The sequence below is a fragment of the Niallia tiangongensis genome, from assembly GCF_044704065.1.
GTDB classification, from domain to species: Bacteria; Bacillota; Bacilli; order Bacillales; family Cytobacillaceae; genus Niallia; species Niallia tiangongensis.
The window spans coordinates 1,914,906-1,940,675 of sequence record NZ_CP162613.1; the positions used below are offsets into that span (position 1 = coordinate 1,914,906).

The window sequence follows — 25,770 nt, forward strand, 5'->3', positions numbered from 1 at the left end:
ATATATATGGGATTTTATTCCACTCTTAAACTTTAGTAAGTCTCTCACCTCTTGCTTATGAGGATTCGAGGGAGATAGGTGGGAGTCATAATGTCTGTAAAATCCGAATGGTTCATTTCCCTTTATGGTAAACATTATTGTTCAAAAATAGGAAACTATTTTGTTTAAAAAATTTATTTTTCAATTAGAGAAAATGCTCGTCATTGTTTGTCCATTTCAACATATAGTTGATGTAGGGAGGGAAATCTGTGAAAAATAAATGGTATGCTGCAATACAGCTCGCAGCGGTGTATGTAGGCACTGTTGTCGGTGCTGGATTTGCGACAGGAAGAGAAATAGTAGTCTTTTTTTCACAATATGGATTTATCGGCTTGTTAGGAATCCTTTTAAGTGGATTTATTTTTGCGTATTTTGGTGCAAAATTAATGCGCATTTCTGTCAAAATAAAGGCTTCTTCCTATCAAGAGTTTACTATTTACTTATTTGGTAAAGTGGTAGGCACGATGATTAACTTTCTATTATTGCTTATGCTAGTAGGGGTCTGTGCAGTGATGTTTTCGGGCGCTGGTGCTGTATTCGAAGAGCAGCTCGGTCTAAATAAAACAATCGGAGTTATTTTTACAATTGTCCTTTCTTTAATTGTTATGAGGGTAGGAACAAGAGGGTTATTTGCCGTAAATACTTTTGTTGTGCCCATTATGATTAGTTTCAGCTTTATTCTCTTTTTTCTATCCGTTTCTTTGCCAGGATTTTTTGGAGAGATTTTTCAAATAGAGTCCATTACTTGGAAAATGATCAGCTCTCCATTTTCGTATACTGCCTTAAATTTGGCTTTAGCAATTGCGGTGTTAGTACCCGCGGCCTCTGAAATTGGTGATGAAGAAGTGGTTAAATGGGGAGGTATATTAGGTGGAATTGCACTTATGATGATTCTGATATCCAGTCATTTTTCCCTTATTATGCTTAAGAATGTTTACCTGTATTCTATTCCGATGGCTACTATTATGAAAAATTTAGCACCACAGCTTTCATGGGTTTATATTTTAGTGATATATGGAGAAATTTTTAGTTCGGTTATTGGAAATATCTATGGGTTAGAGAGGCAGTTACGGAGCATTATTCCTTTACCAAGTATGGTATTAATTGGTGGGATTATCTTGGTTTCCTATTTAATTAGTTTTGTACAGTATGGCACACTATTATCGTTTTTATATCCTATATTTGGTTATATAAGCTTAGTATTCTTGTTGTTCTTATGGATTAAGCCTGTGCCTAAATAATATGTTTTTAACTTCTTCCAAGAAGATATCCCTTTCCTGTTTTTATAAAAAGGAAAGGGATACGTATTTGTCATGTGAAAAATAATATTAGTTAATTAAAGCTTGTAGTGGGGATGGTATACGTCCGCCACGGTCAATTAGTTTAGCTGAACTAAATGGATTGACTCCCATTACAGGTGCTCTGCCTAAAAGGCCACCGAATTCTACGATTTCTCCTTCTTTTTTCCCAGGTACAGGGATGACACGGACAGCTGTTGTTTTTTTATTGATCATTCCAATAGCAGCTTCATCGGCAATGATTGCTGATAACGTAGCTGGTGTAGCATCTCCAGTAAGGGCAATCATATCAAGTCCAACAGAGCATACGCAAGTCATTGCTTCCAGTTTAGAAAGGGTTAAGCTATTATCTAAAATTCCTTTAATCATCCCATTATCCTCACTGACTGGAATGAAGGCGCCGCTTAATCCACCAACATAACTACTTGCCATTGCTCCACCTTTTTTTACTGCATCGTTCATTAAAGCTAAAGCAGCAATAGTACCATGTGTTCCGACACGCTCTAAACCAATTTCTTCTAAAATTTCTGCAACACTATCATTAATAGCATTAGTCGGCGCAAGGGATAAATCCATAATTCCAAACGGAACATCTAAACGATCGGCAACGACACGTCCGATTAATTCCCCAGCTCGAGTTATTTTAAAGGTAGTTTTTTTGATGATTTCTGAGACTTCACCTAAATCAGCTTCAGGATATTTCTTCAAAGCACTTAATACAACGCCAGGTCCACTAACACCAACATTGATTACAACTTCTCCTTCACCAGCACCATGGAAGGCTCCAGCCATAAATGGGTTATCCTCAACAGGATTACAGAAAACAACTAGCTTAGCACAAGCTAAACCATTTTGATCCTTTGTATTTTCCGCAGCTTTTTTGATGATTTCTCCCATTTGTTTTACTGCATCCATATTAATACCTGTTCTTGTCGTAGCAACAGATACGGAGGCGCAAACGCGTTCTGTCACAGAAAGTGCCTCTGGAAGGGCATCTAATAATGTTTGATCTCCTTTAGAAACTCCTTTATGAACAAGGGCAGAGTAGCCGCCGATAAAATCTACATTTAAATCCTTTGCAGCTTTATCTAGTGTTTTTGCTAGTGTTACTGCTTGTTCTACTGTACTATTTCCTAGAATTTCAGCAATTGGAGTGATAGAAATACGTTTATTAATAATGGGAATGCCATATTCCTTTTCAACAGCATTTGCTACTTCCGTTAATTTGCTTGCATACGTGGTTATTTTTTTATAGACAGACTCATTTAATTTTTGAAAATCTGAATCAGCACAATCATAGAGACTGATTCCCATCGTAACAGTACGAATATCAAGGTTTTCCATCTGTACCATATTGATGGTTTCCATCATTTCATTCAATGCAATTTTCATTTTCTGACCCTCTTTTCTTAGACACGGTGCATAGATTGGAAAATTTCTTCTAATTGGATATTTATTTTTAAATGAAGTTGCTCGCTTAATTCATCAAACTGTTTTGTTAAGCTATCTAAGTTTTCTTTATCGGTAATATCTACTAACATCATCATTGTAAAGAAATCTTGTAGAATGGTTTGACTGATATCTAGGATATTAATGTGATTATTAGAAAGGATTGTCGTGACCTTACTGATAATTCCAATTTGATCTTTTCCAATTACACTTACGACTGCTCGACGTTGTTGAACCATTATTTCACCTCATACCTCACAATTTTGTATGCTTCTCAAATAAAACTATTTAATGAATGTATGAAAAAAAACAGATTGGATACACCAATCTGTTTCAAAGGATAAGAAGAACCAGGACATGATAAGCTAATATGTATTGGTTGTTCTTCTGTCCTTTTACCTGAGATTGTGAATCCTTCGGTGCCGTTTGCAAATAAAAACGGTCTCTCCAGAAGCTGCTCCTGTTATAGTTTGATCCATAACATTCATAGCATGCAATTTATTTAAGAAATATAATGTGATGTTAACAGTTTTTTTTCATGTGGTCAACCAAATATTTGTCAGGAGTGCTATGGATCTTGACTAGCTTAAATCCGTAGAAAAATAACACATAAAAAATGGGATAAGTTCGTAGCTGATAAGAGGGATAAAAAAGTAAATAATGTTTATGATAAAACGGAAAGGATGGAGGTGATGAAGGTGTCAAAAGCACATAGGGAAAAGGAAAGAGAATGGACCGTGCGTAAGCAGAAACAAAAGCCACATGGGAAAGTAAAGACAAAAAAAGAATTGGCGGAAGAATAGTTTCTTCCTTATTATATATATTAAATAAAGCGCATACAAAAAAGAAGTCAATAAAAGGAGGAAACCCTAGTATGACTTCTTTTTTCTATTTAAACATTTATTTTATGATACGATAGTTTTTGTGGTTAACAACTGTTCTTTGTTCTAATTCTAAATCACGGTAATTATTCATATAAGTTAAATCTACAATGACTGAATTTTCATTTACCTTTTCAACGATTCCTTGTAATCCTCTAAATTCAATTATATTTCCAACCTCAGCTCTTTTCACTCACAATCTCTCCTTATCATTCCAAATTTTATATAAATTCTGGTTATAGTTTGCACTATTTAGAACTTATTCGTAAAAAATAGCAGAATAGTAATCTTAATAAATATATACTATGAAACTGCAATTAAAATGTGTATCATTTACTTTTTTGAAATAGGTCTTTTTGGTTGCTGCTTGAAGGTAAGTCCAACCTAGCATGATGAAAATAAAGGGAATACTATTTATCGAAAAAATATGTATTTTTAATATAAAAGAAAGTGAAGTAAGTGAGTTTCTACTTCATTATGCTAGAATTCGCCTATCACTAATTGTTACACTTTTCTAATATTAGATGATATTATAACATAATTAGGAAAAATATACATAATAATATCAAAAAATAATATTAAAAAAGGAAATGTGTAGAATTCTTTGCGTAAAACATAACAATAAATTAAAATATGGACTGAAAATGATAGAAAGGATAATTGGTGATTTGCATGAATAAGGAATTGGCTGAAGAAATATTAGAGCAGTTAAAGAATAAAGAAATAGAAAGCTATCGCGTTAAAAAAGAGGAGTTTCTTACGTTTCGAACAGAATTGGTAAAGAGAGAAGACTTTAAGCATTTTAAAGGAATAGCAGAAATTGGCGGAGATGTAACGTATAAATATATGGACGAACCAAGAAGTTAAAAAGAAAGTAAACTTCGCTTAATATCCCACTCTAAATGGACAGTAAAGCCCTTCTTGCTAAAGAGAATTCGAGGAAGTAAGGCGGGAGATCCACTGTCCGTCCGTATATGTCCGAAGGTTTCAACTAACTATCAGTGGGGGATGAAGGAATCCCCACTGATAGAAGTTTCACTTTATCTAGTTATATACAAACTGGGATGGAAAACGAGGTTTATTTATTTCAATTGTTTTGAACATGGGAAAATGTATATTTATCATAATGGAGCAGCCAAAATACACTGAGACTTGTTGAGGCGATTAGTAAGAAAGGAGGGGACCCCAAAAGAAAAAGTCGACCACTGAAAAAGTTCAGTGGTCAAGCAAAAAGTGAAGAGTATTCAAGAATCTTGTAATATTAACAACAAACATAACAAACAACATCCCTTTTTAAAGAGTATCTTTATTATCCATTCGAGAAAGTTCCTTTAAGCCATTGATTATCTTCTGTTTTGATTCATTATCTCCAGTTCCCTCAAAGCCATATTCAAATAGATTGCCAAGTTTTTTCTTCCAGGTGATTTGGCCAGGCATACTTATTTCGGTTCCATTTAAAATGAATTGAAGCTGTAATAATAAGCGTGAATCACCAACAGGTAAGTCATATTCTGTGCGAAATCTTAATCCATTGGGACTTATATTATAGATAAGGGCATGCCCTTTACTAGAAAGTGTATCTTCATCGACCTTTAGTGTAAATACAGCGTCAAGAGAATCATTCAATTGATAACGAAAAGCTTCATTTCGTTTGTATCTCATACTTTCCCTCCCTTTAACTATTTTTCACAGTTGTTTCCAATTAGGAATTTATATTTATGATGTTGAAAATAGTGTGAATTAGACGAAAACAACCAGCTTTATATTTTCAAAAGATTAACTAATTCATACTGAAAGTTCAATAATATTAAAGCTTGTTTAACGAGATAATGCAATATATTTTTCGATTAATTAATAGTTTCTATTCGAATGTTTGAAGGATTTGTCACAAATGTTTGTTCAACATAGTTTTAGGCTGTTTCCAAAAAATTGTTGTTTTTTCAATAGCAACAATCTTTTAAGAGAAGAGCCGTATTATTAATTGTATAAAAATTTATAATTAGGGGATTTTACTAAACAGGAAGTAACGTCACCCGAGTAATCCCTTATCGTATATAATGTACTAATTTTCGCCATAAAGTTAACAATTTTTTGTCGTTTAATAAATTTTGATTGTCTAGTTAAGAAAGAAATGCTATTCTTTCATTTGAGATGTCTTTTTCAAAAACTTAAATTGCCTGTCTATTTTTGAACAGGTTATTACATGTTCTCATCTTTTTAGAAGATGCTATAAATAGTTGTGAAGAAAGTTTGTGTGCATAGACAGCGATATTTTTCGACAAAATACATAGCTTTCAGTTTACAATTGTAATATAAAAATTATATATTATTAATGATAAACAATTGTTAATTTATATTAAGGTTGTTTAAGTTTGAAAAGTTTGTCTATATGTTACATCTTATAACTTAATCGATAAAGGAGAATGATTTTATTATGGTAGAAAAACAATTTAAAGTTATTGCAGATACAGGAATTCATGCTAGACCAGCAACACTTTTAGTACAAGCAGCTAGCAAATTTGATTCAGATATTCAATTAGAATACAAAGAGAAAAAAGTAAATCTTAAGTCGATTATGGGTGTTATGTCATTAGGTATTGCTCAAGGTGCTGAAATTAAAATTATTGCAGAAGGTAACGACGAGCAAGAAGCAATTAATGGATTACAAGAAACTTTAAATAAAGAAGGTTTAGCAGAATAATGAGTTTTTTACAGGGAATTGCTGCATCTAGTGGAATAGCCATTGCTAAAGCATATCGTTTAGTTGAACCAGATCTTTCTTTTGACAAGACTACTGTTGAAAATGCAGAAAATGAAATTTCTCGTTTTCAAGATGCTTTAACGAAAGCAAAATCAGAATTAGAAGCTATTCGTGAAAAAGCTAATAAAGAGCTTGGTGCGGATAAAGCTGCGATTTTTGAAGCGCATTTATTAGTATTAAGTGATCCAGAATTAATTGCACCTATTGAAGATAAAATTAAAACAGACCTAGTGAATGCTGAATACGCATTAAAAGAAACAACAGATATGTTTATTACAATGTTTGAATCAATGGATAATGAATACATGCAAGAAAGAGCTGCAGATATTCGTGACGTGACGAAGCGTGTAATGTCTCATCTTTTAGGCGTGCATTTGGCAAACCCAAGTATGATCTCCGAAGAAGTAGTAGTTGTTGCAGAAGATTTAACACCATCTGATACAGCACAGCTTAACCGTCAATTTGTTAAAGGATTCACAACAGATATTGGCGGTAGAACATCTCACTCAGCAATTATGGCTCGCTCTTTAGAAATTCCGGCTGTTGTTGGTACTAAAAAGGCAACAGAAGAAATTAATAATGGCGATTTAGTAATTGTTGATGGATTAAAAGGAGAAATCCATATTAATCCAACGCCTGAAGTGGTAGAAAGCTATAAAAAGACGGCAGAACAATATGAACAACAAAAAGCAGAATGGGCAAAACTAGTGAATGAACAAACAGTTAGCTCAGATGGCGTTCACGTAGAGCTTGCAGCAAATATTGGTACACCAAATGATTTAGAAGGTGTTATTAATAATGGTGGGGAAGCAGTTGGTTTATACCGTACTGAATTCCTTTACATGGGTAGAGATCAGCTTCCTACAGAAGATGAGCAGTTTGAATCTTACAAAGCTGTCCTTGAAGGCATGAAAGGGAAGCCAGTTGTTGTACGGACATTAGATATTGGTGGAGATAAAGAGTTACCTTATTTAGATCTTCCAAAAGAAATGAACCCATTCTTAGGTTTCCGTGCAATTCGTTTATGCTTAGAGGAGCAAGATATTTTCCGTACACAATTAAGAGCATTATTACGTGCAAGCTCATATGGAAATCTAAAAATCATGTTCCCAATGATTGCTACATTAAATGAGTTCCGCTCTGCGAAAGCTCTATTAGAAGAAGAAAAAGCTAACTTAACAAGTGAAGGCGTTAAAGTTGCAGAAAAAATTGAGTTAGGTATCATGGTTGAAATACCTTCTACAGCAGTTCTTGCAGATCAATTTGCTAAAGAAGTAGACTTCTTCAGTATTGGTACAAATGACTTAATTCAATACACAATGGCTGCAGACCGTATGAATGAACGTGTTTCTTATCTTTACCAGCCATACAATCCTTCTATTTTACGTCTTGTTAAAATGGTTATCGATGCAGCACATAAAGAAGGTAAATGGGCAGGCATGTGTGGAGAGATGGCAGGAGATGAAACAGCAATTCCTTTATTATTAGGATTAGGCTTAGATGAATTCTCTATGAGTGCTACATCTATCTTAAAAGCAAGATCACAAATTCTAAACCTTTCTAAAGCAGAAATGGAAGAATTAGCAGAAAAAGCATTACAAATGTCTACAACAGAAGAAGTTATGGAAGCAGTAAAAGCTGCAGCAAAACTTTCTTAATAAAATAGGTTTAACCTTAAAAATAGTGGGTATAAATAAAAATAGCATAAGCTCTTTTACAAGTTAGCTTAACGCTATTCTCATTTTCCCCTTATTTGAACTGACTAGATGATTCTAGTCAGTTTTTTTGTGGTTATAAAGAGGCTGGGACAAAACTAAATAGCAAATCTGTGAAGACGAATAATCTTTAATTTAGCACTTAAATAAAGGCTACTTTTTCAAGCGAGTTATTTATGATTTTAAATACAGTCAGTGTAAAAACTAATTCATTCCATTACACTACGGACACTCTAGGCGCTGGGGTCTAAAGCCGTCTCTACTGCCCGCAGGAGTTGAGTGTCCTCCGCTCCACTCCGTTTTTAAAGATTGTTTTTCTATTTACTATTCTGGGAATAGAAAAACTTAATTAATTGGAAAGACGGGTGATAACCATAAACCGTCTATTCTAAAAAATTTAAAAACCCATATAATAATACGAATTTTTATTAACATCTTCGTAAAATTGTTAGGGTTTATATTTGGTTGGGATACTTATGTCCCAGCCTCGGATATAAGATTTTTGGTGGTTATAAAGATCCATACATGAAAAGAAAAGGATAGAGGTAAAATATAAATATTCTTATATCCACTATTAAACGCCAAGATATAATGAGCATGAAAGGAAAATAGGTGGGAGATTAACTCAACTATTTGTAAAGGGTCTAAAGTGGTTCGACTAACCATCAGTGGGGGCGGAAAGTACCCCCACTGATGAATTATACCGAGTAGGCTCTAATTTTCCCGCAAGGATGTAAAGTGTTTTAAGCTATTTTCATTGTAACAAACTTTACGAAAATAGTTCTTTCTATTTATTTGGACAGGTTTATCGGGAATAAATAATGGGAAGGGGTTTTAAAAAGGATTTTCTGTTATACATATGAACAAAGAAATGTTTATTCGTTCTATGTTGGTATTCCTAGAAACGGCAAAAATATACTAACAAGACAAAGTATGAAGGAGATGAATAAAGTCAAGTGGATTTTTATCAAAAGGACAAAGATGTCGTATTAAAAGAGTTACAGTCATCTGAACAAGGTTTAACATCAGACAAAGCAAATGAGATTTTGGGGAAAGATGGATATAATGAGCTCCAAGATAAAGAAAAAGTGCCAACATGGAAGCTCTTTATAGAAACGTTTAAAGATCCCATGGTTATTGTGTTATTAGTAGTAATCGTTATCCAACTGATAATGGGAAAATTTGTCGAATCACTAATTATTTTTTTAGTGTTATTGCTCAATTCAGTTATTAGTGTTATTCAAACAAAAAAAGCAGAAAGTTCATTAGATGCCTTGCGAAATATGAGTGCTCCAGAGGCAAAAGTGAGACGAGATAATACGAATAGTACGATTCCAGCACGCGAGCTAGTCCCAGGAGATATTGTTTTCCTAGAAGCTGGTGACTATGTTCCAGCAGATGGGAGAATAGTAGAAAGTGGTTCCTTGAAAGTGAATGAAGGGATGCTAACAGGTGAATCAGAAGCGATTGAGAAACAAGATAAGGTTATTTCAGAAGAATCTGCTCTTGGTGATCGTATTAATATGGTCTATAGCAGTTCCTTGGTTGTTTATGGACGAGGCACTTTTGTAGTAACTGGTACTGGTGAAAAAACGGAAATCGGTAAAATCGCTGATATGCTAAATACAGCTGAAGAAAAACAGACACCATTACAACAGAAGCTTGGAGCGTTTAGTAAGAAATTAGGAGTAGGAATTCTCATTTTATCTATTCTTATTTTTGCTATCCAAGCATTAAGAATATGGTTGGGAGACGAAACTGTAGATGTCACTACTTCCATTCTGAACGCATTATTATTTGCAGTTGCTGTTGCGGTAGCGGCTATTCCAGAGGCGTTATCTTCCATTGTTACGATTGTCCTGTCTGTCGGAACAAATAAGATGGCTAAACAAAGTGCGATTATCCGTAAATTGCCTGCGGTAGAAACATTAGGTTCAACAAGTGTGATTTGTACAGATAAGACAGGGACATTGACACAAAATAAAATGACCGTAACCGATTATTTCATTCCAGAAGGAGAAAGAGAGCACCTTCCGGAAGATTCCGCCCATTGGAATCAATCAGAAAGATTGCTCTTAAATATAGCAGTTTTATGTAATGATTCCTATATTAATAAAGAAAATAGGGAAGTAGGAGATCCAACGGAAGTTGCTTTAATTAATTTCTATAATGATGGAAAAAGAAATTATGAAGAAATTCGTTCAAGATATCCTAGAGAAGCAGAACTACCGTTTGATTCAGATCGAAAGTTAATGTCTACCGTCCATACAATCGATAATCAACGGATTATGCTTATAAAAGGTGGCCCAGATGTCATGTTCAATCGGGCTACGAAAGTACTAGTCAATGAAAAAGAAGTACCTTTTACAAATGAATGGTTAAACAAATTTCAGGAAGCGAATGAAGATTTCTCCCGTCAAGCATTGCGAGTACTAGCCTATGGCTATAAAATAATGTCGAAGGATAAAACGGCAATTACAGAAGAAGATGAGGCCGATATTATTCTAGTTGGGTTAAGTGCAATGATGGATCCTCCACGTGAGGCAGTATATGGATCGATTGAGCAAACAAAGAATGCAGGGATACGTACTGTGATGATTACCGGGGATCATAAAACAACTGCCCAGGCAATCGGTCGCAAAATCGGTTTAATGAAGGAGAACGATATTGCATTAACTGGTCAAGAGTTAGATTCCTTATCGGAAGTGGAATTAGACCAAAAATTAGAGAATATCTCTGTTTATGCTCGTGTGTCTCCAGAGAATAAAATTCGAATTGTTCGAGCGTGGCAAAAGAAGAATCGAATTGTTGCTATGACAGGAGATGGTGTCAATGATGCACCAGCATTAAAACAGGCTGATATTGGTATTGCAATGGGGAGTGGAACGGATGTAGCCAAAGATTCAGCTGATATGATATTAACGGATGATAATTTTGTGTCAATTGTTAATGCTGTTGGTGTAGGAAGAACTGTTTTTGATAATATTAAAAAATCAATTGGTTATTTATTTGCAGGCAATTTTGGGGCAATTATTGCCATACTATTTGCCGTAATAGCAGGTTGGGCAAATCCTTTTACAGCATTACAGCTGTTATTTATTAATTTAGTGAATGATTCCTTGCCAGCGATTGCACTTGGGATGGAAAAATCAGAGCCAGGTGTAATGAAGCGCAAACCAAGAGATGTTAAAGAGGGAATCTTTGCCGGTGGAACACTTCGAGCAGTCGTTGTAAGAGGAGTATTAATTGGTATAGCGGTTATTATCTCCCATTATATTGGGTTACAGCATTCGGATGAATTAGGAGTCGCTATGGCTTTCACGACTTTAATCCTTTCACGTTCTTTGCAGACTTTTGCTGCTAGATCTAGTACACAAACGGTTTTTGGTGTTGGTATATTTTCCAATAAATATGTATTAGGTGCTGTTGGAATATGCTTCTTGTTATATTTGATTACCATCTTGCCATTTTCTAGAGAAGTCTTTGCTATTCCAGCTTCATTTGGCATGAACGAATGGTTAATAGCAACTGGCTTAGCAATCGCTGCTGTGATTGCAATGGAAATAATGAAAGTCCTTATAGTGAGAATATTACGCAAATAAGCTGAAAGAAAAACTACCTTTACATATACAATCGGTGATAAAGATTTGTATAATGGGTAGTTTTTCCTTTCAGCGTGATTCTAACTTTCAAAGGAGAATTTAGACAATTATAAATGTTTTCATGATACTATAAAGAAAAACAATGTTTAATTAATAATAGACATTGTATAAAGGAGAGGAATAGAATGTTGGCAAAAGAAACTACTACCATTGGCTTTATCGGTACAGGAGTAATGGGGAAAAGTATGGCAAGGCATTTATTACAGGCAGGTTATCCCGTTATTGTACATAATCGCACGAAAGAAAAAGCAAGCGACCTTGTAGCAGAAGGAGCAGAATGGGTCGACAGTCCGTACGAGATGGCTTTGAAGGCAAATGTAATCATTACGATTATTGGTTATCCGAAAGATGTAGAGGAAGTCTATTTAGGGGAGCATGGCTTAGTTAACAATGCAAGTGAAAATACCTATTTAATCGATATGACTACATCTACTCCAAGCCTTGCGAAGAAAATATATGAAGAAGCAAAAAAGAAAAATATTTTTGCTGTGGATGCACCTGTTAGCGGTGGAGATGTTGGAGCAAGAGATGCCAAATTATCTATTATGGTTGGTGGCGACGAAGAGGTTTTTAAAGAACTCCAGTCCATATTCGAAATACTAGGGACAAATATTGTTTACCAAGGACCTGCAGGATCCGGTCAGCATACAAAAATGTGTAACCAAATTGCCATTGCCTCTACGATGATTGGCGTTACGGAAGCTATTGTTTATGCAAAGAATGCTGGATTAGAGCCAGAGAAAGTTCTAGAAAGTATATCAACTGGTGCAGCCGGAAGCTTCTCCCTAAGTAATCTTGCGCCAAGAATGATAAAAGGCGATTTTGAGCCAGGCTTCTATATAAAGCATTTTATTAAAGACATGCGGATTGCCCTTAAAGAAGCAGAGGGAATGAACATGGAAACTCCTGGTCTATCTCTTGCAGAAACATTATATAGTCATTTATCTGCTAAAGGAGAAGAAGAGAGCGGCACACAAGCTTTATTTAAATATTGGGATTGATTATAAAGAGCTTCCACTTCTGTGGAAGCTCTTTGCTTCTAATTCATATACGTTGTCATATAGTTCTCTAATCGATTACATGCCTCTTCTAAGGTTTCCATTGAATATGCAAATGATATGCGGAAATATCCTTCTCCTAATGCAGAAAAAGCACTTCCAGGAACAACAGCTAAATTTACTTTATCGACTAAATCTAGACAAAAGTCAAAGGAATTCAACTTTGTTGTCGGAACTGATATGAAGAAATAAAAAGCACCATCAGGCATTACTACATCTAATCCGATAGAGGTTAAGCGATCATACACATACTTTCTTCGCTCTCTATAGTCATCTCTCATCGGCTCGGCATCATTTATACCAACAGTTAACGCCTCTAATGCAGCCCTTTGAGAGATAGAGGAGGCACAAGTTACATTATATTGATGTACTTTAATTATTTGCTGACTAAGATAGGCTGGAGCAAATAATAGTCCAATTCTCCATCCTGTCATACTATGGGATTTAGATAGTCCATTAATGACAATGGTTTGTTCGCGGAGAAACTCCGCGATGGACACATGCGCTTGGTCATAGAGTAATTCACTGTATATTTCATCTGCTAAAATAAAGATGTCTTTTCCCTTAATTAGAGCAGCAATTTCCATTAATTCTTCTTTCGATAAGCTAACTCCTGTAGGATTGGATGGGTAGGGTAAGACGATGCATCTAGTTTTTTCTGTGATGTACTTTTTTATTACGTCCGCTGTAAAACGAAAAGCGGTATCACGAATGTCTGAATATACAGGATTGGCACCACATAAACGGATGATTGGCTCATATCCAGGATATACAGGACCAGGAAGAATTACTTCTACTCCTTGATCGAGAATGGTTCGAAAGGTAATATCGATTGCTTCACTAGCTCCAACTGTTACCAGCACTTCAGTGGAAGGATCGTAGGAAAGATTGTATTTTTTATGTACGAACTGTGATGCAGCTTTCCGTAATTCAAGCTCCCCAGCATTATGCGTATAGGAAGTAAAGTTTTCGTCAATGGACGTTTTAGCAGCTTCTTTAATATGAAGAGGTGTCGGAAAATCAGGCTGACCAATTGTTAAAGAAATCATCCCTTCCTTTCCAGCGACCATATTAGAGAACTTTCTGATGCCAGAAATCTCAATATTTTTAACTTTTTTATTGATTAAATGTTCCATATTTAGTCTCCTATCGTAACATATTCTATTATGATATCAAAAGCGGAGATTATTGAAAACCATAGACAAACAAAAAGAGCAATGATTAAAAATATCAATCACTGCTCTACCTATTTAATATGAATTAGTAACCATAATCCCAATCAACGTCTTCTTCCATTATTAATAATTGTTCATGGTTTTCTAAGCTTTTAGTTGCATTGTCTGTTTCTTCGAGTTTTTTCCATGCTTCTAAGTCGAAATTTTCTAAAAAAGTTACAGATAAGTCCTCATGAAAAAGAATTGCAGTACCTTTCATTGTGTACTCGTCCTCTCTTTAAATGTATTTAAGAAAAAATCCTTTCATTCTCTTCTTCACTTGCTTACACTTTTAGATTATTCCAATCGCTCTAAATCGTCTAGGTCTTTGTTATACTTTTCACGAAATAGTAAAAAATAAATAAACATTTTATGAACTTTTAAAGTGGAAAAGGGAAGGAAACAAAGGGATCCTATAATTGTATAGAAATTGTAAATCTACCACTCATTACATAAAAAAGGTTGTTTAGATAATAAATTCCATTTATCCTATTAATAGGAGGGGGGAAAATAGATGGTTACAACAATACATATAGAAAAAAACGACTAACCTGAAGCAGGATTTTGGATTCGCTTGGAGCATGTTAATCGATAGTATTCATTGTCGGGATTCCCTTACTATTCTTTCAAATGTCATTTTTGCTTTGTTTGTGAATTCAATGGAAATCCCTGAAGAGATATAGGTGGATCCGGCAAGTGTAGAAACATTATCTGATGCAGAAATCTTCTCGATAATAGGGCTGATGATGGTTGCTTTTTTCGGAACAATGGCGGTATGTTTGCTTTTTAGTCTTTTTAATTTTGGCTGCTTTTACAGAGAAAAAACAACCATTACATGATTTAATCGTTGGTTCTCTTGTAGTGAAAAAATAATTAGTTTTGTTAAATATCCATAATGCACTTTAGGCACCAAGAGCATTATGGATAGCCAAAAGGTTCTTATGGGGGACAATTAACAGTATGTAAATGAACATACTTGCTTTTTTGAGAGGAGCGCTTGATGGATGGAGCCAATAACTAATAAAGTTCAAATGGAAAAAAAAGGACTGGCATTATATTTTTCTTTGCCAATTCTTTCATGGGCATTATATGATGCTGCTAATACCATTTTTTCGTCTAATATTAATACAGTCTTTTTCCCGTTGTATTTACAGGAAATTATTGGTTCAAATGAAGTGCAGAAACAAATAGCATCCACATTTATTTCGTATGCAAATGCCCTTGCAAGCTTTCTGTTAGTTATCTTTACACCGTTATTTGGAGTAATTATGGACAGAACAGGAAAAAAGAAGAAATATATTGTAATCCTAACATTATTAACAGTAGTAGGAACGATTGCTATGGGGATCCTTTCGTCTATTCAGTTTTCACAAATGATGTTCGGAATACCAATGTCCTTAGGTTTTGTTATTCTCTTTTTTATACTATCTAAATTTACGTATCATTCAAGCTTAGTATTTTACGATACAATGATTTCTGATTTAGGAAGCAAGGAACAAATCCCGTTAATTTCCGGATTTGGTGTTGCAGTAGGTTATATTGGAACACTTATTGGATTATCTGTTTATTTATTTATAGATGATGGGGCTTATAATCAATCATTTATTCCAACTGGGATCCTCTTTTTGCTTTTATCCTTGCCATTATTTTATTTCATCAAAGATAAACCAAAAGCAAATGTCCAAAAACAATCTATTTTCTCAGGATATCGTGAAATAGCGGAAACCTTTAAGCAGATGAAGAATTATCGGAAGATTTTCACATTTATGCTCGCCTATTTTTTTCTTAATGATGCATTAGCAACTACAATTGCTATGATGGCAGTTTATGCAAATGCGATTATTGGATTAAGTACAGGCAAATTTATTATTCTATATCTTGTGTCAACCATTGCAAGCATTATCGGATCCTTTATCTTTGGATATATAACGAAAAATATTGGGGCATATCGAGCTGTTCGATATGTAGGGGTATTATTAGTTATCGCTTTGATTATTGCAACATTTGCTTGGAATGAAGGATTATTCTGGGTAGCTGGTAGTCTTTTTGGAGTTGCTCTAGGAAGTATGTGGGTAACGACAAGAACGTATATTGTTGATATTACCCCAGAAGAGAAGAGAGGACAATTCTTTGGCCTATTTGCCTTTTCTGGTAAGGTATCTTCCATTCTCGGTCCATTTTTATATGGTACAATTACATTCATGTTTGCTGATTTAGGAAATATAGCGAGCAGGATGGCGCTTGGCTCGTTAATTATTTTAACTATTATTGGATTAGTGATTCATGCACGCGTCAAGGAAGATTGGTAGGCTGTTCAAGAAAGCTAACGAGACAGATATTCCGTTAAGGGTAAGAACCAATGGAAATGCTTTGATTGACTGTTACCTTTAGGAACGGTCTTTTTCCATATGGCTGTATTGTTTAAAGTAATTATTTTCTAGATTGAATTAAAAAAAACGGATATTCTTGGTCGAGTAAGTAGATGGATTTTCAAAATGGAGAAAATTGAATAGACCTACTTTAAGAATAGATAATAAGTCCGATATAAAGAATAGGTATATAAATGAATAGTGGACTTCATAAATGAACGAATTTTTGGAAGCGTGAAAGGACAGGATTAAATGAAAAATGACAAAGGGATTCTTTTAGAAACTGGAACAAATGAGCTTGAAATTGTTGAATTTAGTGTTGGAAAGAACAAATTTGGTATAAATGTTATTAAGGTAAAGGAAATTATTAATCCAGTGCCGATTACCCCAATACCACATGCACATCCATATGTAGAAGGAATTATGGAACTAAGAGGGGAAGTATTAACAGTAGTTAATCTTGCAAATGTATTAGGATATTCTCCTTCTGATACTCCGGAAAAGGATAAATATATTGTTTCTGAATTTAATAAAACAAAAATTATTTTCCATGTCCATAATGTTACACAAATCCACCGTATATCATGGGAAAATATTGAAAAACCATCAGAGACTTATTATGGATCAGAAAGCCAAATAATTGGCGTAGTAAAATTAAACGGAGAGATGATTTTGCTGCTGGATTTTGAAAAAATTGTTGTAGATATTAATCCTGAATCTGGTATAAATGTTCAACAAGTGAAAAAATTAGGGGAAAGAACAAGAAGTGATAAGAAACTAATTGTGGTGGAAGATTCTGCACTTCTAAGAAAATTATTGGAAGATACGTTGAATGCTGCAGGATTTCAATACATTACATTCTTTGAAAATGGCCGTGAAGCATTGGCCTACTTAACAAAAAATGTGGAGAATGGTATTTCTATAGACGAGGTTGCCCAGTTAATGATTACCGATATAGAAATGCCACAAATGGACGGGCATCATTTAACAAAACTAGTTAAAGACAATACAAGTTTATCCCAATTGCCTGTTGTTATATTTTCGTCTTTAATTACAGAGGATTTAAGACATAAGGGGCAGGTAGTTGGGGCAAATGCTCAAGTAAGTAAACCAGAGATTAATGAATTAATTCACATTATCGACGATATCATTTTATAACAATTTATATTTTAAAAGAGAAGCATGTAATTTATTGGGCGGTAAATGGAAGCTGCCAAGCTATTTTGTTCTTAAAGAACAAAATAGCTTGGCAGCTTTTCTTTGTTTATAAAATATCAATAGCTCCATTTGTAGTCGTATAGGAGGATTACCTCGCTTTTTGAAAAACTTAGGAAGAGCAAATTTAATAGCTTTCACCAAGCTTTTTAAAAACTGGTTTTTGGTATTGCTTTTTGCGGATTGTTTGATTAGGTGGCGAATCTTCTTTTAAACCAGTGTAAACGGATAAAAGTTTTTTTGATTGTGTTAAGGATAGAGTTGATTTGGGATTTCGAACACTTTGATTGAGAGATCCTAAATGTGGCAATTCCTCAAAATCCTTTTTAGTCGGAGGTAAATGAAAAGTATAGTTTTTACATGCAATCAATAGATCTGATTGTTGTTGGCTATATTTTGGATTGTTTGAGAAGTGTAGACCAATTTTTTTTGCTTTGCCTTCTGCTAATAGCTTATGTAAACTGTCATGCTTTAGTTTATATAAAAACTTTGGATTTGGAGCAGTTTTTGCGTGACGATTTACAACAGATATTGCTTGGAGAAGATTTTCAACAGTAGGTTGTATTGGTAGTGGATATTTTTGCTGCTTATTCAATCGGTTAATGCTCCTTTCTTTCTAAATTGTACAAGTTATTATACTATTTTTACGAGAGAAAGGAAATAAAAAGAGAATATCTTTTCTGTAATTCATCTAAAATTCGAAAAATAATCCTGGCTTACCCTTTTTTAACGAAAATCAGAAGTGGTGAAAATGGACGAAAAGATCAAAATTAAGGTGCCAATTACATTAGAAGTACAAAAACGTAAGGCTGTTGCTTCGCGCATTGCTTAGTGGGTGTTCAACCATCCATGTGTACTCGACTTGTCGGGGCTTGTAGTACACGCCAAAAATTTCAGTGGTGGCTACTTTCGCAAGGAAGCACTGCTTTTTTTTGAATAGTGGTGCAAGTGGAAAAAACAATCGTTTGTTGTCAGTACCAACCAAAAATCTACTTAGGGTGTCACAAAATGGTGGCATGGATTTTAAAGCGTCAAACTGTCTAAAAAGACCTAGTGTTCTAACTCAAGCCCCTACTGAAACGGTTCATCTCAGTAACCATTGACTTGTGAAGATGCATAACAATTTCTTAAGGACTTTTAAACATGAATAGAAATCTGGACTCATAAACTTATAATAAGCAAGTTTTCTGAAAAACATGTTCAAAAAAGGAATCCTCTAGAAGGAACGCAAAGGCTCCATATCTTGTTGTTAATTCTTAAAAGTTCTGCTGAAGAATGATAAAAGTAAGTTGGATTTGATTTTAAAGATGCTCGTTGATTGCAGTTCGCAAACACTTGATTCTCGAGGAAAGAATAAAGGCATTTGGTTTCAGTCGGATTCCTTATACTTTACTTTCAACAAGAATCTAGGATATGCGATGCAATCAACGCAGCATGTTAAATGTTGCTACAAAATAGCTTATAAAAATGGTCTATTTATTAGCCATTAGTTACCTTTACCGATAGCTAATGGCTCTAGACTTTAAAGCATGCCAGGATTTAATAAAGGTCCTCTTATCCACTTTAACATTCTTTTTACCTGTTAATGGATCATTTAGGTAAACGTGATTCTTACTGAAGCCAACTAATACAACAGCATGTAAGTCTAATGGTGTTTTAATCGTTTTTCCCTTGTGTTCCCATGATTCCCATCTGTCCGGTAAACGATAATCGCCTGTAGTCCAAACTACAATTGGATAACCATTTTGAACATGTTTCTCTAAATCATGGAAAGAATATTTCGTTAAGTTAACAGCTCTTTCTGGGAGGTATTTGTTAACTAGATCTTCCATTGGCTTATCAAATACAGCATATCCAGCCTTTTTTCCAGTCATATCACCTACGAATCCAATAGCTGGGTCTCCCCATTTGATAATATTTCCATTTTTTCGAACCAATGGATCTAAGTCCTTCTGAATATTTTTGTAAAGCTCCATTTTATCTACTTTTACACCAGCATAATTCAAAACCATCGTCAAACTGGTCACTTCACATCCGTATTTTAGTTCTGGATTTTGTTTTATCAAAGGAACATCTAACAGTGTATTTTTTTTGGAGCTAGATACTTGATTTATTTGTTCCACTTTTGGCTTACTCTCGTCAATATGGAAATATTCCCAAACTTGCTCCGACCCGAAAAAGGGAGTGAGCAACAGTAACAGCTTAAACAACTGCATATACTACCTCTTTCTTGCCAACTCCTATTTTTTATCATACGAAGTTTCAATCAAATTATAAGGGCATATTATTACCAACACTTCTAACCTTTTTGTTATGCTAGGCTGCGAAATGATACCATCAGATGAAAATGTGTTTCAATCAGAAAAATAGAAAGAATTTTCTATCATTGTTTCTTTAGCAAGGGATTTATATGATATAATAAGGTTTATTTTAATTCTAAGAATAAAGGGAAGTGCCTTTGCCTACTGTCTACAAAATAAATTAACTATAGGAACTTTTTAAGGTTTGATGTTTTAAGACTAAAAAAACATTCAAATAAAAAAGTATGAAATGATTTAAAAAGGAAGCGATAAGCAAAGGAGTTTGCTTTTCTTATGGGGAGGCTATCAAAATATGGATGCTTTGGATATTTTGACTGATTTAGAAAATGTCATCCCTTATTTTCAAGCTATTTTTAGCGCTGATGAACATCGAGTTATCGGATATGAAATATTAGGAAGATATAATGGAGCAGATGGTGTTGAAAGCCTTGGAGATTTCTTTTTGGATGAAGGAATCCCTGATGAATATAAGGTGGAAGTAGATCAAGTTATTTTAACGAAAGCGTTGGATAAAGCATTATCCCTTGAAGAGGATGTATTGCTCTTTATCAATAGAGATGCCGAAATCTTGATGAAAGATGACGGGGAATCGTTTTTAGAAACATTATTGGAATATGAAGGGAAAGGATTCAAGCTAGATCGAATAGTCCTTGAGATTTCAGAGCGAAATTATCATGGACAATTTTATCATTTAGACCATTTATTACTCTATTATCGAACATATGGCATTAAGATTGCGATTGATAAAATGGGAAGTGATAGTAGCTATCTAGACAGAATTGGTGATTTGGCCCCTGACATCCTTAAAATTGATCTATTAGCTTTGCGATCTACATCTACCTCGCATGCTTACCAAAATGTTTTATATTCGTTGTCTATGCTTGCTCGGAAAATTGGTGCTACTTTATTATTTGAAAATATCGAGATGGTATATCAGCTTCAATTTGCTTGGAAAAATGGTGGGAGATTTTATCAAGGATATTATTTACACTATCCTGAGGCAAATTTCGTTGATCGTAATAGTAGAAAAGAGACATTAAGAGATTTGTTTCATGAGTTTATTTTCTCAGAAAAGAAAAAATTATCAACGATCTTTGATTTAACAGAAGAGTTTCAAGTTCAATTACAATCATTGCTTGTTAAATATAAGAAATATTCTTCGTATGAAGAGCTTTTGAAATTACTTACTGCTGATTTAACAGATGTTGCTTTTCGAATGTATGTATGTGATGAAGATGGATTTCAGAAATCTGCAAATATTATTAAATACGATAGTGATTGGATTGTTCAGCCTGAATATGCACACAAAAATTGGAGTTGGCGACCATATTTCCTAGAAAATATTATTAAAATGCGGAATGAAAAAAGAGGGATTTTGTCTGATTTATATAGTGATATTGAAACGGGAGAAACAGTAAGAACCTATTCATATCCATTAAATGCAAAAGAGTATTTGTTTATTGATTTATCTTATAATTTTCTTGACAGAAAGAAATTGCTGCTTAGTTAAAACAAGCTGAAGAGATTTTCTCTTCAGCTTGTTTTTATGCAGAGAATAAAGGGTAGTGTTAGTAGAAATAAAGTAAATAGAGAAGGAGAGAGTAGGATGAAAAAAAGCTTCTCTACTTTGGTGATTATTTTGCTTTGGAGTATGTATCCATATTACACACATGCTACCAGCCAATTGGCAAGCAGGGATGAAGTCTTTGCTTTTGTAGAAAAGGCATTTCGGGTACAAGTGTCATTAAGTAAAGAAGCGAGGGATATGGAGGAGATAGAAGAAATATTGGCACCTTTTTTTTCGGAGGAACTAATCTATTTATTTCTTAATGAAAACCTGACTGGAGAAAAAGGGGGATTTTATACTTACGGAAATGAATTCGGAAAATATTATCTTCCTTTTTATCAGCTATCAGATCAAACCTTTATTGATACGGAGGAAAATAGTATTCTCCTATATGAATATTATGAACCAATTGTATTTGGAGAAAAAGTATATGAAGGAGCATATGAAGGAGTGTTTATAAGAAAGCTGAATGAGAAATGGCTCGTAACAAATATGCTGACAGATAAAGAGGTACGAACCATTATAAATCGCAAGGAAAATAACTATAGTACATTGGTTTACATGCCATTGTTTTCTATAGAAACTCAAGTAACCTATATCACGCATAATAGCAAAATGCATAAAAGCCTAACCATAAATAGCTTGTAAGGGATTCTTCTCTAGACTTAGGTGTAAAGTTATTAATGAAAGTGTGGCGCACTTATTTACGTGTTTTTTTACGCCACATTGATGAATTCTTCTTAAAGATTTAGAGCGATTTTAAGTTTTTCCAAATCAAAACCATAAATAACAGTTCCATCTATCACAAAGGTTGGGGTTGAAAAAGATTGATATTTCTTTATTAATTCTGTTTTCGCACGCGAATCCTTTTGAATATCCTTTATTTCAAAGTCAAACCCATGTTCTTTTAAGAACAGCTTGGAATATTCGCAAGGGGGACAGTCTGGCTGGGTATACAACGTGATTTGGTGCATTTTGTTCCTCCTACATTCATTATTCTTCTAATGATACAAAGAAATTTTTTTTCGTGCAATTCTTTTTAACGGAAGAAAGGAATTAGTTTCACAGAAGCATTACTTTTTGAATTCTTGAGGGGTACTTAAATAGTATGACCGAGACTGATTAACGTTTCAATTTACCTGACGGAACTCGCTTTTTTGTTGTATTTTTATAAGTAGGAATATTCAGATGAAATAAATAATAAAAAAACAACTAGTTTTTTTCAGTTTTACTTGGACAAACTCTCGACAATCTTTTATTCTGTTAGTATTGGCATTTTTACACAAGAGGCGAATTGTACTTTATTTAACGAAGAAAGTGTATAGAAACATGCTAATAGTTAAACCTATTGTTAACAAAAGGTTTGTTTTGAAAGGAGAGAGAGCATGTCACAATTACAAGGCATATTAACAAGATTAAAAAATCTGCAAGAGCAGGCAACTGGGGGAGAACCAACTCAACGTTTCTTTGAGGTGAATGGGGAGAGAAAGTGTCAAGTAACATTCCATCCAAAAACAGAAACGTTTGAACTAGAAGTATATAATGACAAAGAAAAACCAAAAAGATATCAATTTGATAATGTTGATATGATTACGATTGAGATTTTTGATTTAATTCAGTAATGGTTCAAAAAGCTTTTTGCATGGGGGATATCCAAATGCAGAAAGCTTTTTTTATATATTTTTAACTACATGAAAAAGGCAAGAGGATCCATACTAATAATTGAGGTGATAAATATGATGCCAACGGTTATTTGTCCAGAATGTTCTCGTGAAGAAAAACTAGAGAATGTCCTGACAGCTCAATCTAATCAAAATGTGATCTTTCAATGCCCGCATTGTCAACTATTTGTAAGGAATATCAAAACGAGTAAGGGTTAAAGGAGCATTAAGCCGAGAACTATGATAAAATAAGGTATAAATATATTTTGTGAGGAGTTTTCGGCTATGATAAGTATGCACAGCGAAGAGTTTTTAAACATCACTTTAAATGATTTATTAATTCCGTCTGAACGGGTTGCACATGTGCAGGTAGGAAACAGTTTAGAACACGCTCTGCTAGTCTTAACAAAAAGTGGATACTCAGCAATCCCGGTATTAGATGCACACTATAAGCTCCACGGCTTGGTTAGTACGCCAATTATTATGGAGAGTATACTTGGACTAGAAAGAATTGAATTTGAAAAATTAGAAGAAATAAAAGTAGAAACGATTATGAACACTGTAATGCCAAGAGTAAAGAGCAATAGTTCTGTATTACATACGATTAAACATTTGGTAGACCATCCTTTTATTTGTGTAGAAACAGAAGATGGCTATTTTGATGGGATTTTAACGAGAAGAGCAATATTAAAGCGACTTAACATTTATTTACATCAAAACAATCAACAATAATCTAAAACATTTCCTTCACCTACTGTTGCCGCTCTTATTCACCTCTTCATTAGAGTTCAATCCCTCTTTTGATAACAAATTTTTTATGAGGATAATATCATGTCAACGATTTCCGAATTACAATTATTAACAGTCCTTGCGCAGGAAATGAATATGAGAAAAGCAGCAGAAAGACTTTTTGTCACACAGCCTGCCCTTTCTCAAAGGCTGCAAAATATTGAAAAAGAGTGGGGAACGCCATTATTTATTAGGTCACAAAGAGGACTTTCTCTGACTGCTGCTGGCGAATTAGTTACGAAATTCGCAATGGAAACGCTAAAGAAAGAAGAAGAAGTGAAGGAATCCATTCATGCTTTCAAAGAAGAAGTATATGGAACTTTAAAGATAGCTGTCGCAAGTATCGTAGGACAGAACTGGCTCCCAGAGGTATTAAAACGATTTGTTGAGCGCTATCCTCAGGCCAAGGTATCATTAGTAACTGGCTGGAGTAGCGATATGATGAAATCTGTTACTGAGGATAGCATGCATATAGGTATTGTAAGAGGAGTATCTGATTGGAAAGGAATTAAAATGCATTTATTTGATGATCCTCTTTATTTAGTGGATCGAGAAATTGCGAAGTTAGAGGATATTGTATTAACAGATCGACCGTTTATCCAATTTAAAAGTGATTCTAACTATTATGAAGAAATACAGGTTTGGTGGCATCGGAATTTTCAGATGCCACCGAACAATACCATTATCGTAGATCAGATTGAAACATGTAAACAGCTTTCTTTTAATGGTATTGGTTACAGTATTCTCCCTTCTATTGCATTAAGAAAAGCAGATAATGCACTTTCGCGAATTCCGTTATTTAATGATCATAATGAGCCGATAACAAGAGGAACTTGGTTAATTGGCTATGAAGCAACTTTTCAATTAAAACAGGTACAAGCTTTTTTAGAAATTGTTAGTGAATATCTTGAAGAAGAAAAGACAGAGAAAGAGATGGATTGACGATAAAATTAGTATTTATTGCTTGTTTTCATCACTTTTGTTTGGTAAAGTAATTTTTAGTATTGTATATATACATAATGGAGGTATTAGTTAATGAAAATGATGGATGCAAATGAAATTATTTCATTTATTCAAAATAGTACGAAATCTACACCAGTAAAGGTATACGTGAAAGGTGATTTATCTGCAGTTGAATTTGGAGATAATGTGCAAACTTTTATCAGCGGAAATTCTGGGGTCGTTTTCGGAGAATGGGCTGATATTCAAAGTGTAATCGAAGGCAATAAGGATAAAGTAACAGATTATGTGATCGAAAATGATCGTAGAAACTCTGCAATTCCTTTATTAGATTTAAAGAATATTAAAGCTCGTATTGAGCCAGGAGCTATCATTCGTGATCAAGTGGATATTGGCGACAATGCAGTAATTATGATGGGCGCAGTTATTAATATTGGTGCTGTAATTGGTGAAGGTACAATGATTGATATGGGCGTTATTATGGGTGGACGTGCTACTGTAGGTAAGAACTGTCATATTGGTGCAGGTGCAGTATTAGCTGGTGTTATCGAGCCACCTTCTGCTAAACCAGTTATCATTGAAGATGATGTATTAGTAGGTGCAAACGCAGTTATCGTAGAAGGGGTTACGGTAGGCAAAGGATCTGTAGTTGCTGCAGGTGCGATTGTACTAGAAGATGTCCCAGCAAATACATTAGTTGCAGGAGCTCCTGCACGTGTTGTGAAAGAAATTGATGATAAAACAAAATCAAAAACGGAAATTATGCAAGAGCTACGTCAACTATAATTTTCAGTGAAAAGCGTGGAGAAGG

General features: G+C 34.3%; 24 protein-coding genes and 1 riboswitch. Of the genes, 15 read left to right on the top strand and 9 right to left on the bottom strand.

Annotation, left to right across the window (positions count from 1 at the left end; translation table 11 throughout):
- Nucleotides 1-248 precede the first annotated feature (248 nt).
- Nucleotides 249-1,280 carry a hypothetical protein gene (locus tag AB3U99_RS08935; protein WP_400246946.1) on the top strand — a complete coding sequence of 344 codons (1,032 nt, stop codon included), beginning with the start codon at nucleotides 249-251 and terminating at the stop codon, nucleotides 1,278-1,280.
- An 87-nt stretch (nucleotides 1,281-1,367) separates the two neighbouring features.
- On the opposite strand, the gene AB3U99_RS08940 is transcribed toward AB3U99_RS08935, so the two are convergent.
- Both AB3U99_RS08940 and AB3U99_RS08945 read right to left on the bottom strand, forming a co-directional pair.
- Nucleotides 1,368-2,729, bottom strand: a complete 1,362-nt coding sequence (locus AB3U99_RS08940; protein ID WP_400246947.1) for a PFL family protein — start codon at nucleotides 2,727-2,729, stop codon at nucleotides 1,368-1,370.
- A 17-nt stretch (nucleotides 2,730-2,746) separates the two neighbouring features.
- On the bottom strand, nucleotides 2,747-3,025 hold the full coding sequence (locus tag AB3U99_RS08945; protein WP_400246948.1) for an ACT domain-containing protein: 279 nt from the start codon (nucleotides 3,023-3,025) through the stop codon (nucleotides 2,747-2,749).
- Nucleotides 3,026-3,163: 138 nt separating this feature from the next.
- A riboswitch (glycine riboswitch) is annotated at nucleotides 3,164-3,247 on the bottom strand.
- A gap of 231 nt (nucleotides 3,248-3,478) precedes the next feature.
- Here AB3U99_RS08945 and AB3U99_RS08950 point away from each other — a divergent pair.
- Nucleotides 3,479-3,589, top strand: coding sequence for a DUF6254 family protein (locus AB3U99_RS08950; RefSeq protein ID WP_400246949.1), 111 nt, complete (start codon nucleotides 3,479-3,481; stop codon nucleotides 3,587-3,589).
- Between the two features lie 97 nt (nucleotides 3,590-3,686).
- Here AB3U99_RS08950 and AB3U99_RS08955 read toward each other — a convergent pair whose 3' ends face one another.
- Nucleotides 3,687-3,860: a YkvS family protein gene (locus AB3U99_RS08955; protein WP_065429081.1), complete on the bottom strand. Its 174-nt coding sequence runs from the start codon at nucleotides 3,858-3,860 to the stop codon at nucleotides 3,687-3,689.
- Between the two features lie 479 nt (nucleotides 3,861-4,339).
- Between AB3U99_RS08955 and AB3U99_RS08960 the strand changes: the two genes are divergently transcribed.
- On the top strand, nucleotides 4,340-4,534 hold the full coding sequence (locus AB3U99_RS08960; protein ID WP_400246951.1) for a hypothetical protein: 195 nt from the start codon (nucleotides 4,340-4,342) through the stop codon (nucleotides 4,532-4,534).
- A gap of 426 nt (nucleotides 4,535-4,960) precedes the next feature.
- On the opposite strand, the gene AB3U99_RS08965 is transcribed toward AB3U99_RS08960, so the two are convergent.
- Nucleotides 4,961-5,329, bottom strand: a complete 369-nt coding sequence (locus AB3U99_RS08965; RefSeq protein ID WP_400246953.1) for a PilZ domain-containing protein — start codon at nucleotides 5,327-5,329, stop codon at nucleotides 4,961-4,963.
- A gap of 772 nt (nucleotides 5,330-6,101) precedes the next feature.
- On the opposite strand from AB3U99_RS08965, the gene AB3U99_RS08970 reads away from it, so the two are divergent.
- The 4 genes from AB3U99_RS08970 (at nucleotide 6,102) to AB3U99_RS08985 (ending at nucleotide 12,806) form a co-directional block, all read left to right on the top strand.
- On the top strand, nucleotides 6,102-6,368 hold the full coding sequence (locus AB3U99_RS08970) for a phosphocarrier protein HPr (protein WP_031534161.1): 267 nt from the start codon (nucleotides 6,102-6,104) through the stop codon (nucleotides 6,366-6,368).
- Nucleotides 6,368-8,086 (top strand): phosphoenolpyruvate--protein phosphotransferase, encoded by a 1,719-nt coding sequence (gene ptsP, locus AB3U99_RS08975; RefSeq protein ID WP_400246955.1) that lies wholly within the window; start codon nucleotides 6,368-6,370, stop codon nucleotides 8,084-8,086. The genes AB3U99_RS08970 and ptsP overlap by 1 nt, the downstream gene beginning before the upstream one ends.
- 1,013 nt (nucleotides 8,087-9,099) lie before the next feature.
- On the top strand, nucleotides 9,100-11,745 hold the full coding sequence (locus tag AB3U99_RS08980; RefSeq protein ID WP_400246957.1) for a cation-translocating P-type ATPase: 2,646 nt from the start codon (nucleotides 9,100-9,102) through the stop codon (nucleotides 11,743-11,745).
- A 185-nt stretch (nucleotides 11,746-11,930) separates the two neighbouring features.
- On the top strand, nucleotides 11,931-12,806 hold the full coding sequence (locus AB3U99_RS08985) for an NAD(P)-dependent oxidoreductase (protein ID WP_400246958.1): 876 nt from the start codon (nucleotides 11,931-11,933) through the stop codon (nucleotides 12,804-12,806).
- A 38-nt stretch (nucleotides 12,807-12,844) separates the two neighbouring features.
- On the opposite strand, the gene AB3U99_RS08990 is transcribed toward AB3U99_RS08985, so the two are convergent.
- The gene (locus AB3U99_RS08990; RefSeq protein WP_400246960.1) at nucleotides 12,845-13,999 is read right to left on the bottom strand and encodes an aminotransferase A; all 1,155 of its coding nucleotides are present in this window, start codon (nucleotides 13,997-13,999) and stop codon (nucleotides 12,845-12,847) included.
- Between the two features lie 124 nt (nucleotides 14,000-14,123).
- Entirely contained in the window at nucleotides 14,124-14,297 is a 174-nt protein-coding gene (locus AB3U99_RS08995) for a hypothetical protein (RefSeq protein ID WP_400246961.1), read from the bottom strand.
- A 784-nt stretch (nucleotides 14,298-15,081) separates the two neighbouring features.
- Between AB3U99_RS08995 and AB3U99_RS09000 the strand changes: the two genes are divergently transcribed.
- Nucleotides 15,082-16,386 carry an MFS transporter gene (locus AB3U99_RS09000; protein WP_400246962.1) on the top strand — a complete coding sequence of 435 codons (1,305 nt, stop codon included), beginning with the start codon at nucleotides 15,082-15,084 and terminating at the stop codon, nucleotides 16,384-16,386.
- Between the two features lie 312 nt (nucleotides 16,387-16,698).
- Complete coding sequence (locus tag AB3U99_RS09005; RefSeq protein ID WP_400246964.1) at nucleotides 16,699-17,604, top strand: chemotaxis protein; 906 nt, start codon at nucleotides 16,699-16,701, stop codon at nucleotides 17,602-17,604.
- 184 nt (nucleotides 17,605-17,788) lie between these two features.
- On the opposite strand, the gene AB3U99_RS09010 is transcribed toward AB3U99_RS09005, so the two are convergent.
- Nucleotides 17,789-18,256 (bottom strand): YkyB family protein, encoded by a 468-nt coding sequence (locus tag AB3U99_RS09010; protein WP_400246965.1) that lies wholly within the window; start codon nucleotides 18,254-18,256, stop codon nucleotides 17,789-17,791.
- A 901-nt stretch (nucleotides 18,257-19,157) separates the two neighbouring features.
- A complete protein-coding gene (locus tag AB3U99_RS09015; RefSeq protein ID WP_400246967.1) occupies nucleotides 19,158-19,877 on the bottom strand; it encodes a C39 family peptidase in 720 nt (239 codons plus the stop codon).
- A 397-nt stretch (nucleotides 19,878-20,274) separates the two neighbouring features.
- On the opposite strand from AB3U99_RS09015, the gene AB3U99_RS09020 reads away from it, so the two are divergent.
- Both AB3U99_RS09020 and AB3U99_RS09025 read left to right on the top strand, forming a co-directional pair.
- Nucleotides 20,275-21,492: an EAL-associated domain-containing protein gene (locus AB3U99_RS09020; RefSeq protein WP_400246969.1), complete on the top strand. Its 1,218-nt coding sequence runs from the start codon at nucleotides 20,275-20,277 to the stop codon at nucleotides 21,490-21,492.
- A gap of 96 nt (nucleotides 21,493-21,588) precedes the next feature.
- Nucleotides 21,589-22,197, top strand: coding sequence for a DUF3993 domain-containing protein (locus tag AB3U99_RS09025; protein ID WP_400246971.1), 609 nt, complete (start codon nucleotides 21,589-21,591; stop codon nucleotides 22,195-22,197).
- 92 nt (nucleotides 22,198-22,289) lie between these two features.
- Here the strand turns inward: AB3U99_RS09025 and AB3U99_RS09030 are convergent, their stop codons facing one another.
- Nucleotides 22,290-22,523 (bottom strand): glutaredoxin family protein, encoded by a 234-nt coding sequence (locus AB3U99_RS09030; RefSeq protein WP_400246973.1) that lies wholly within the window; start codon nucleotides 22,521-22,523, stop codon nucleotides 22,290-22,292.
- A 411-nt stretch (nucleotides 22,524-22,934) separates the two neighbouring features.
- Between AB3U99_RS09030 and AB3U99_RS09035 the strand changes: the two genes are divergently transcribed.
- The 4 genes from AB3U99_RS09035 (at nucleotide 22,935) to dapD (ending at nucleotide 25,745) form a co-directional block, all read left to right on the top strand.
- Nucleotides 22,935-23,171: a YkuJ family protein gene (locus AB3U99_RS09035; RefSeq protein WP_016200943.1), complete on the top strand. Its 237-nt coding sequence runs from the start codon at nucleotides 22,935-22,937 to the stop codon at nucleotides 23,169-23,171.
- Between the two features lie 324 nt (nucleotides 23,172-23,495).
- Complete coding sequence (cbpB, locus tag AB3U99_RS09040; protein WP_400246975.1) at nucleotides 23,496-23,942, top strand: cyclic-di-AMP-binding protein CbpB; 447 nt, start codon at nucleotides 23,496-23,498, stop codon at nucleotides 23,940-23,942.
- A gap of 99 nt (nucleotides 23,943-24,041) precedes the next feature.
- Nucleotides 24,042-24,941 carry a LysR family transcriptional regulator gene (locus tag AB3U99_RS09045; protein WP_400246977.1) on the top strand — a complete coding sequence of 300 codons (900 nt, stop codon included), beginning with the start codon at nucleotides 24,042-24,044 and terminating at the stop codon, nucleotides 24,939-24,941.
- 93 nt (nucleotides 24,942-25,034) lie between these two features.
- Entirely contained in the window at nucleotides 25,035-25,745 is a 711-nt protein-coding gene (gene dapD, locus AB3U99_RS09050; protein WP_400246979.1) for a 2,3,4,5-tetrahydropyridine-2,6-dicarboxylate N-acetyltransferase, read from the top strand.
- The last annotated feature ends 25 nt before the right edge of the window (nucleotides 25,746-25,770 follow it).

Bases quoted from the DNA above. Each gene is read 5' to 3' on its own strand.
- AB3U99_RS08940 (WP_400246947.1), bottom strand. From the start codon at position 2,729: ATGAAAATTGCATTGAATGAAATGATGGAAACCATCAATATGGTACAG.
- AB3U99_RS08945 (WP_400246948.1), bottom strand. From the start codon at position 3,025: ATGGTTCAACAACGTCGAGCAGTCGTAAGTGTAATTGGAAAAGATCAA.
- AB3U99_RS08950 (WP_400246949.1), top strand. From the start codon at position 3,479: ATGAAGGTGTCAAAAGCACATAGGGAAAAGGAAAGAGAATGGACCGTG.
- AB3U99_RS08960 (WP_400246951.1), top strand. From the start codon at position 4,340: ATGAATAAGGAATTGGCTGAAGAAATATTAGAGCAGTTAAAGAATAAA.
- AB3U99_RS08965 (WP_400246953.1), bottom strand. From the start codon at position 5,329: ATGAGATACAAACGAAATGAAGCTTTTCGTTATCAATTGAATGATTCT.
- AB3U99_RS08970 (WP_031534161.1), top strand. From the start codon at position 6,102: ATGGTAGAAAAACAATTTAAAGTTATTGCAGATACAGGAATTCATGCT.
- ptsP (WP_400246955.1), top strand. From the start codon at position 6,368: ATGAGTTTTTTACAGGGAATTGCTGCATCTAGTGGAATAGCCATTGCT.
- AB3U99_RS08985 (WP_400246958.1), top strand. From the start codon at position 11,931: ATGTTGGCAAAAGAAACTACTACCATTGGCTTTATCGGTACAGGAGTA.
- AB3U99_RS08990 (WP_400246960.1), bottom strand. From the start codon at position 13,999: ATGGAACATTTAATCAATAAAAAAGTTAAAAATATTGAGATTTCTGGC.
- AB3U99_RS08995 (WP_400246961.1), bottom strand. From the start codon at position 14,297: ATGAAAGGTACTGCAATTCTTTTTCATGAGGACTTATCTGTAACTTTT.
- AB3U99_RS09000 (WP_400246962.1), top strand. From the start codon at position 15,082: ATGGAGCCAATAACTAATAAAGTTCAAATGGAAAAAAAAGGACTGGCA.
- AB3U99_RS09005 (WP_400246964.1), top strand. From the start codon at position 16,699: ATGAAAAATGACAAAGGGATTCTTTTAGAAACTGGAACAAATGAGCTT.
- AB3U99_RS09015 (WP_400246967.1), bottom strand. From the start codon at position 19,877: ATGCAGTTGTTTAAGCTGTTACTGTTGCTCACTCCCTTTTTCGGGTCG.
- AB3U99_RS09020 (WP_400246969.1), top strand. From the start codon at position 20,275: ATGGATGCTTTGGATATTTTGACTGATTTAGAAAATGTCATCCCTTAT.
- AB3U99_RS09025 (WP_400246971.1), top strand. From the start codon at position 21,589: ATGAAAAAAAGCTTCTCTACTTTGGTGATTATTTTGCTTTGGAGTATG.
- AB3U99_RS09030 (WP_400246973.1), bottom strand. From the start codon at position 22,523: ATGCACCAAATCACGTTGTATACCCAGCCAGACTGTCCCCCTTGCGAA.
- AB3U99_RS09035 (WP_016200943.1), top strand. From the start codon at position 22,935: ATGTCACAATTACAAGGCATATTAACAAGATTAAAAAATCTGCAAGAG.
- cbpB (WP_400246975.1), top strand. From the start codon at position 23,496: ATGATAAGTATGCACAGCGAAGAGTTTTTAAACATCACTTTAAATGAT.
- AB3U99_RS09045 (WP_400246977.1), top strand. From the start codon at position 24,042: ATGTCAACGATTTCCGAATTACAATTATTAACAGTCCTTGCGCAGGAA.
- dapD (WP_400246979.1), top strand. From the start codon at position 25,035: ATGAAAATGATGGATGCAAATGAAATTATTTCATTTATTCAAAATAGT.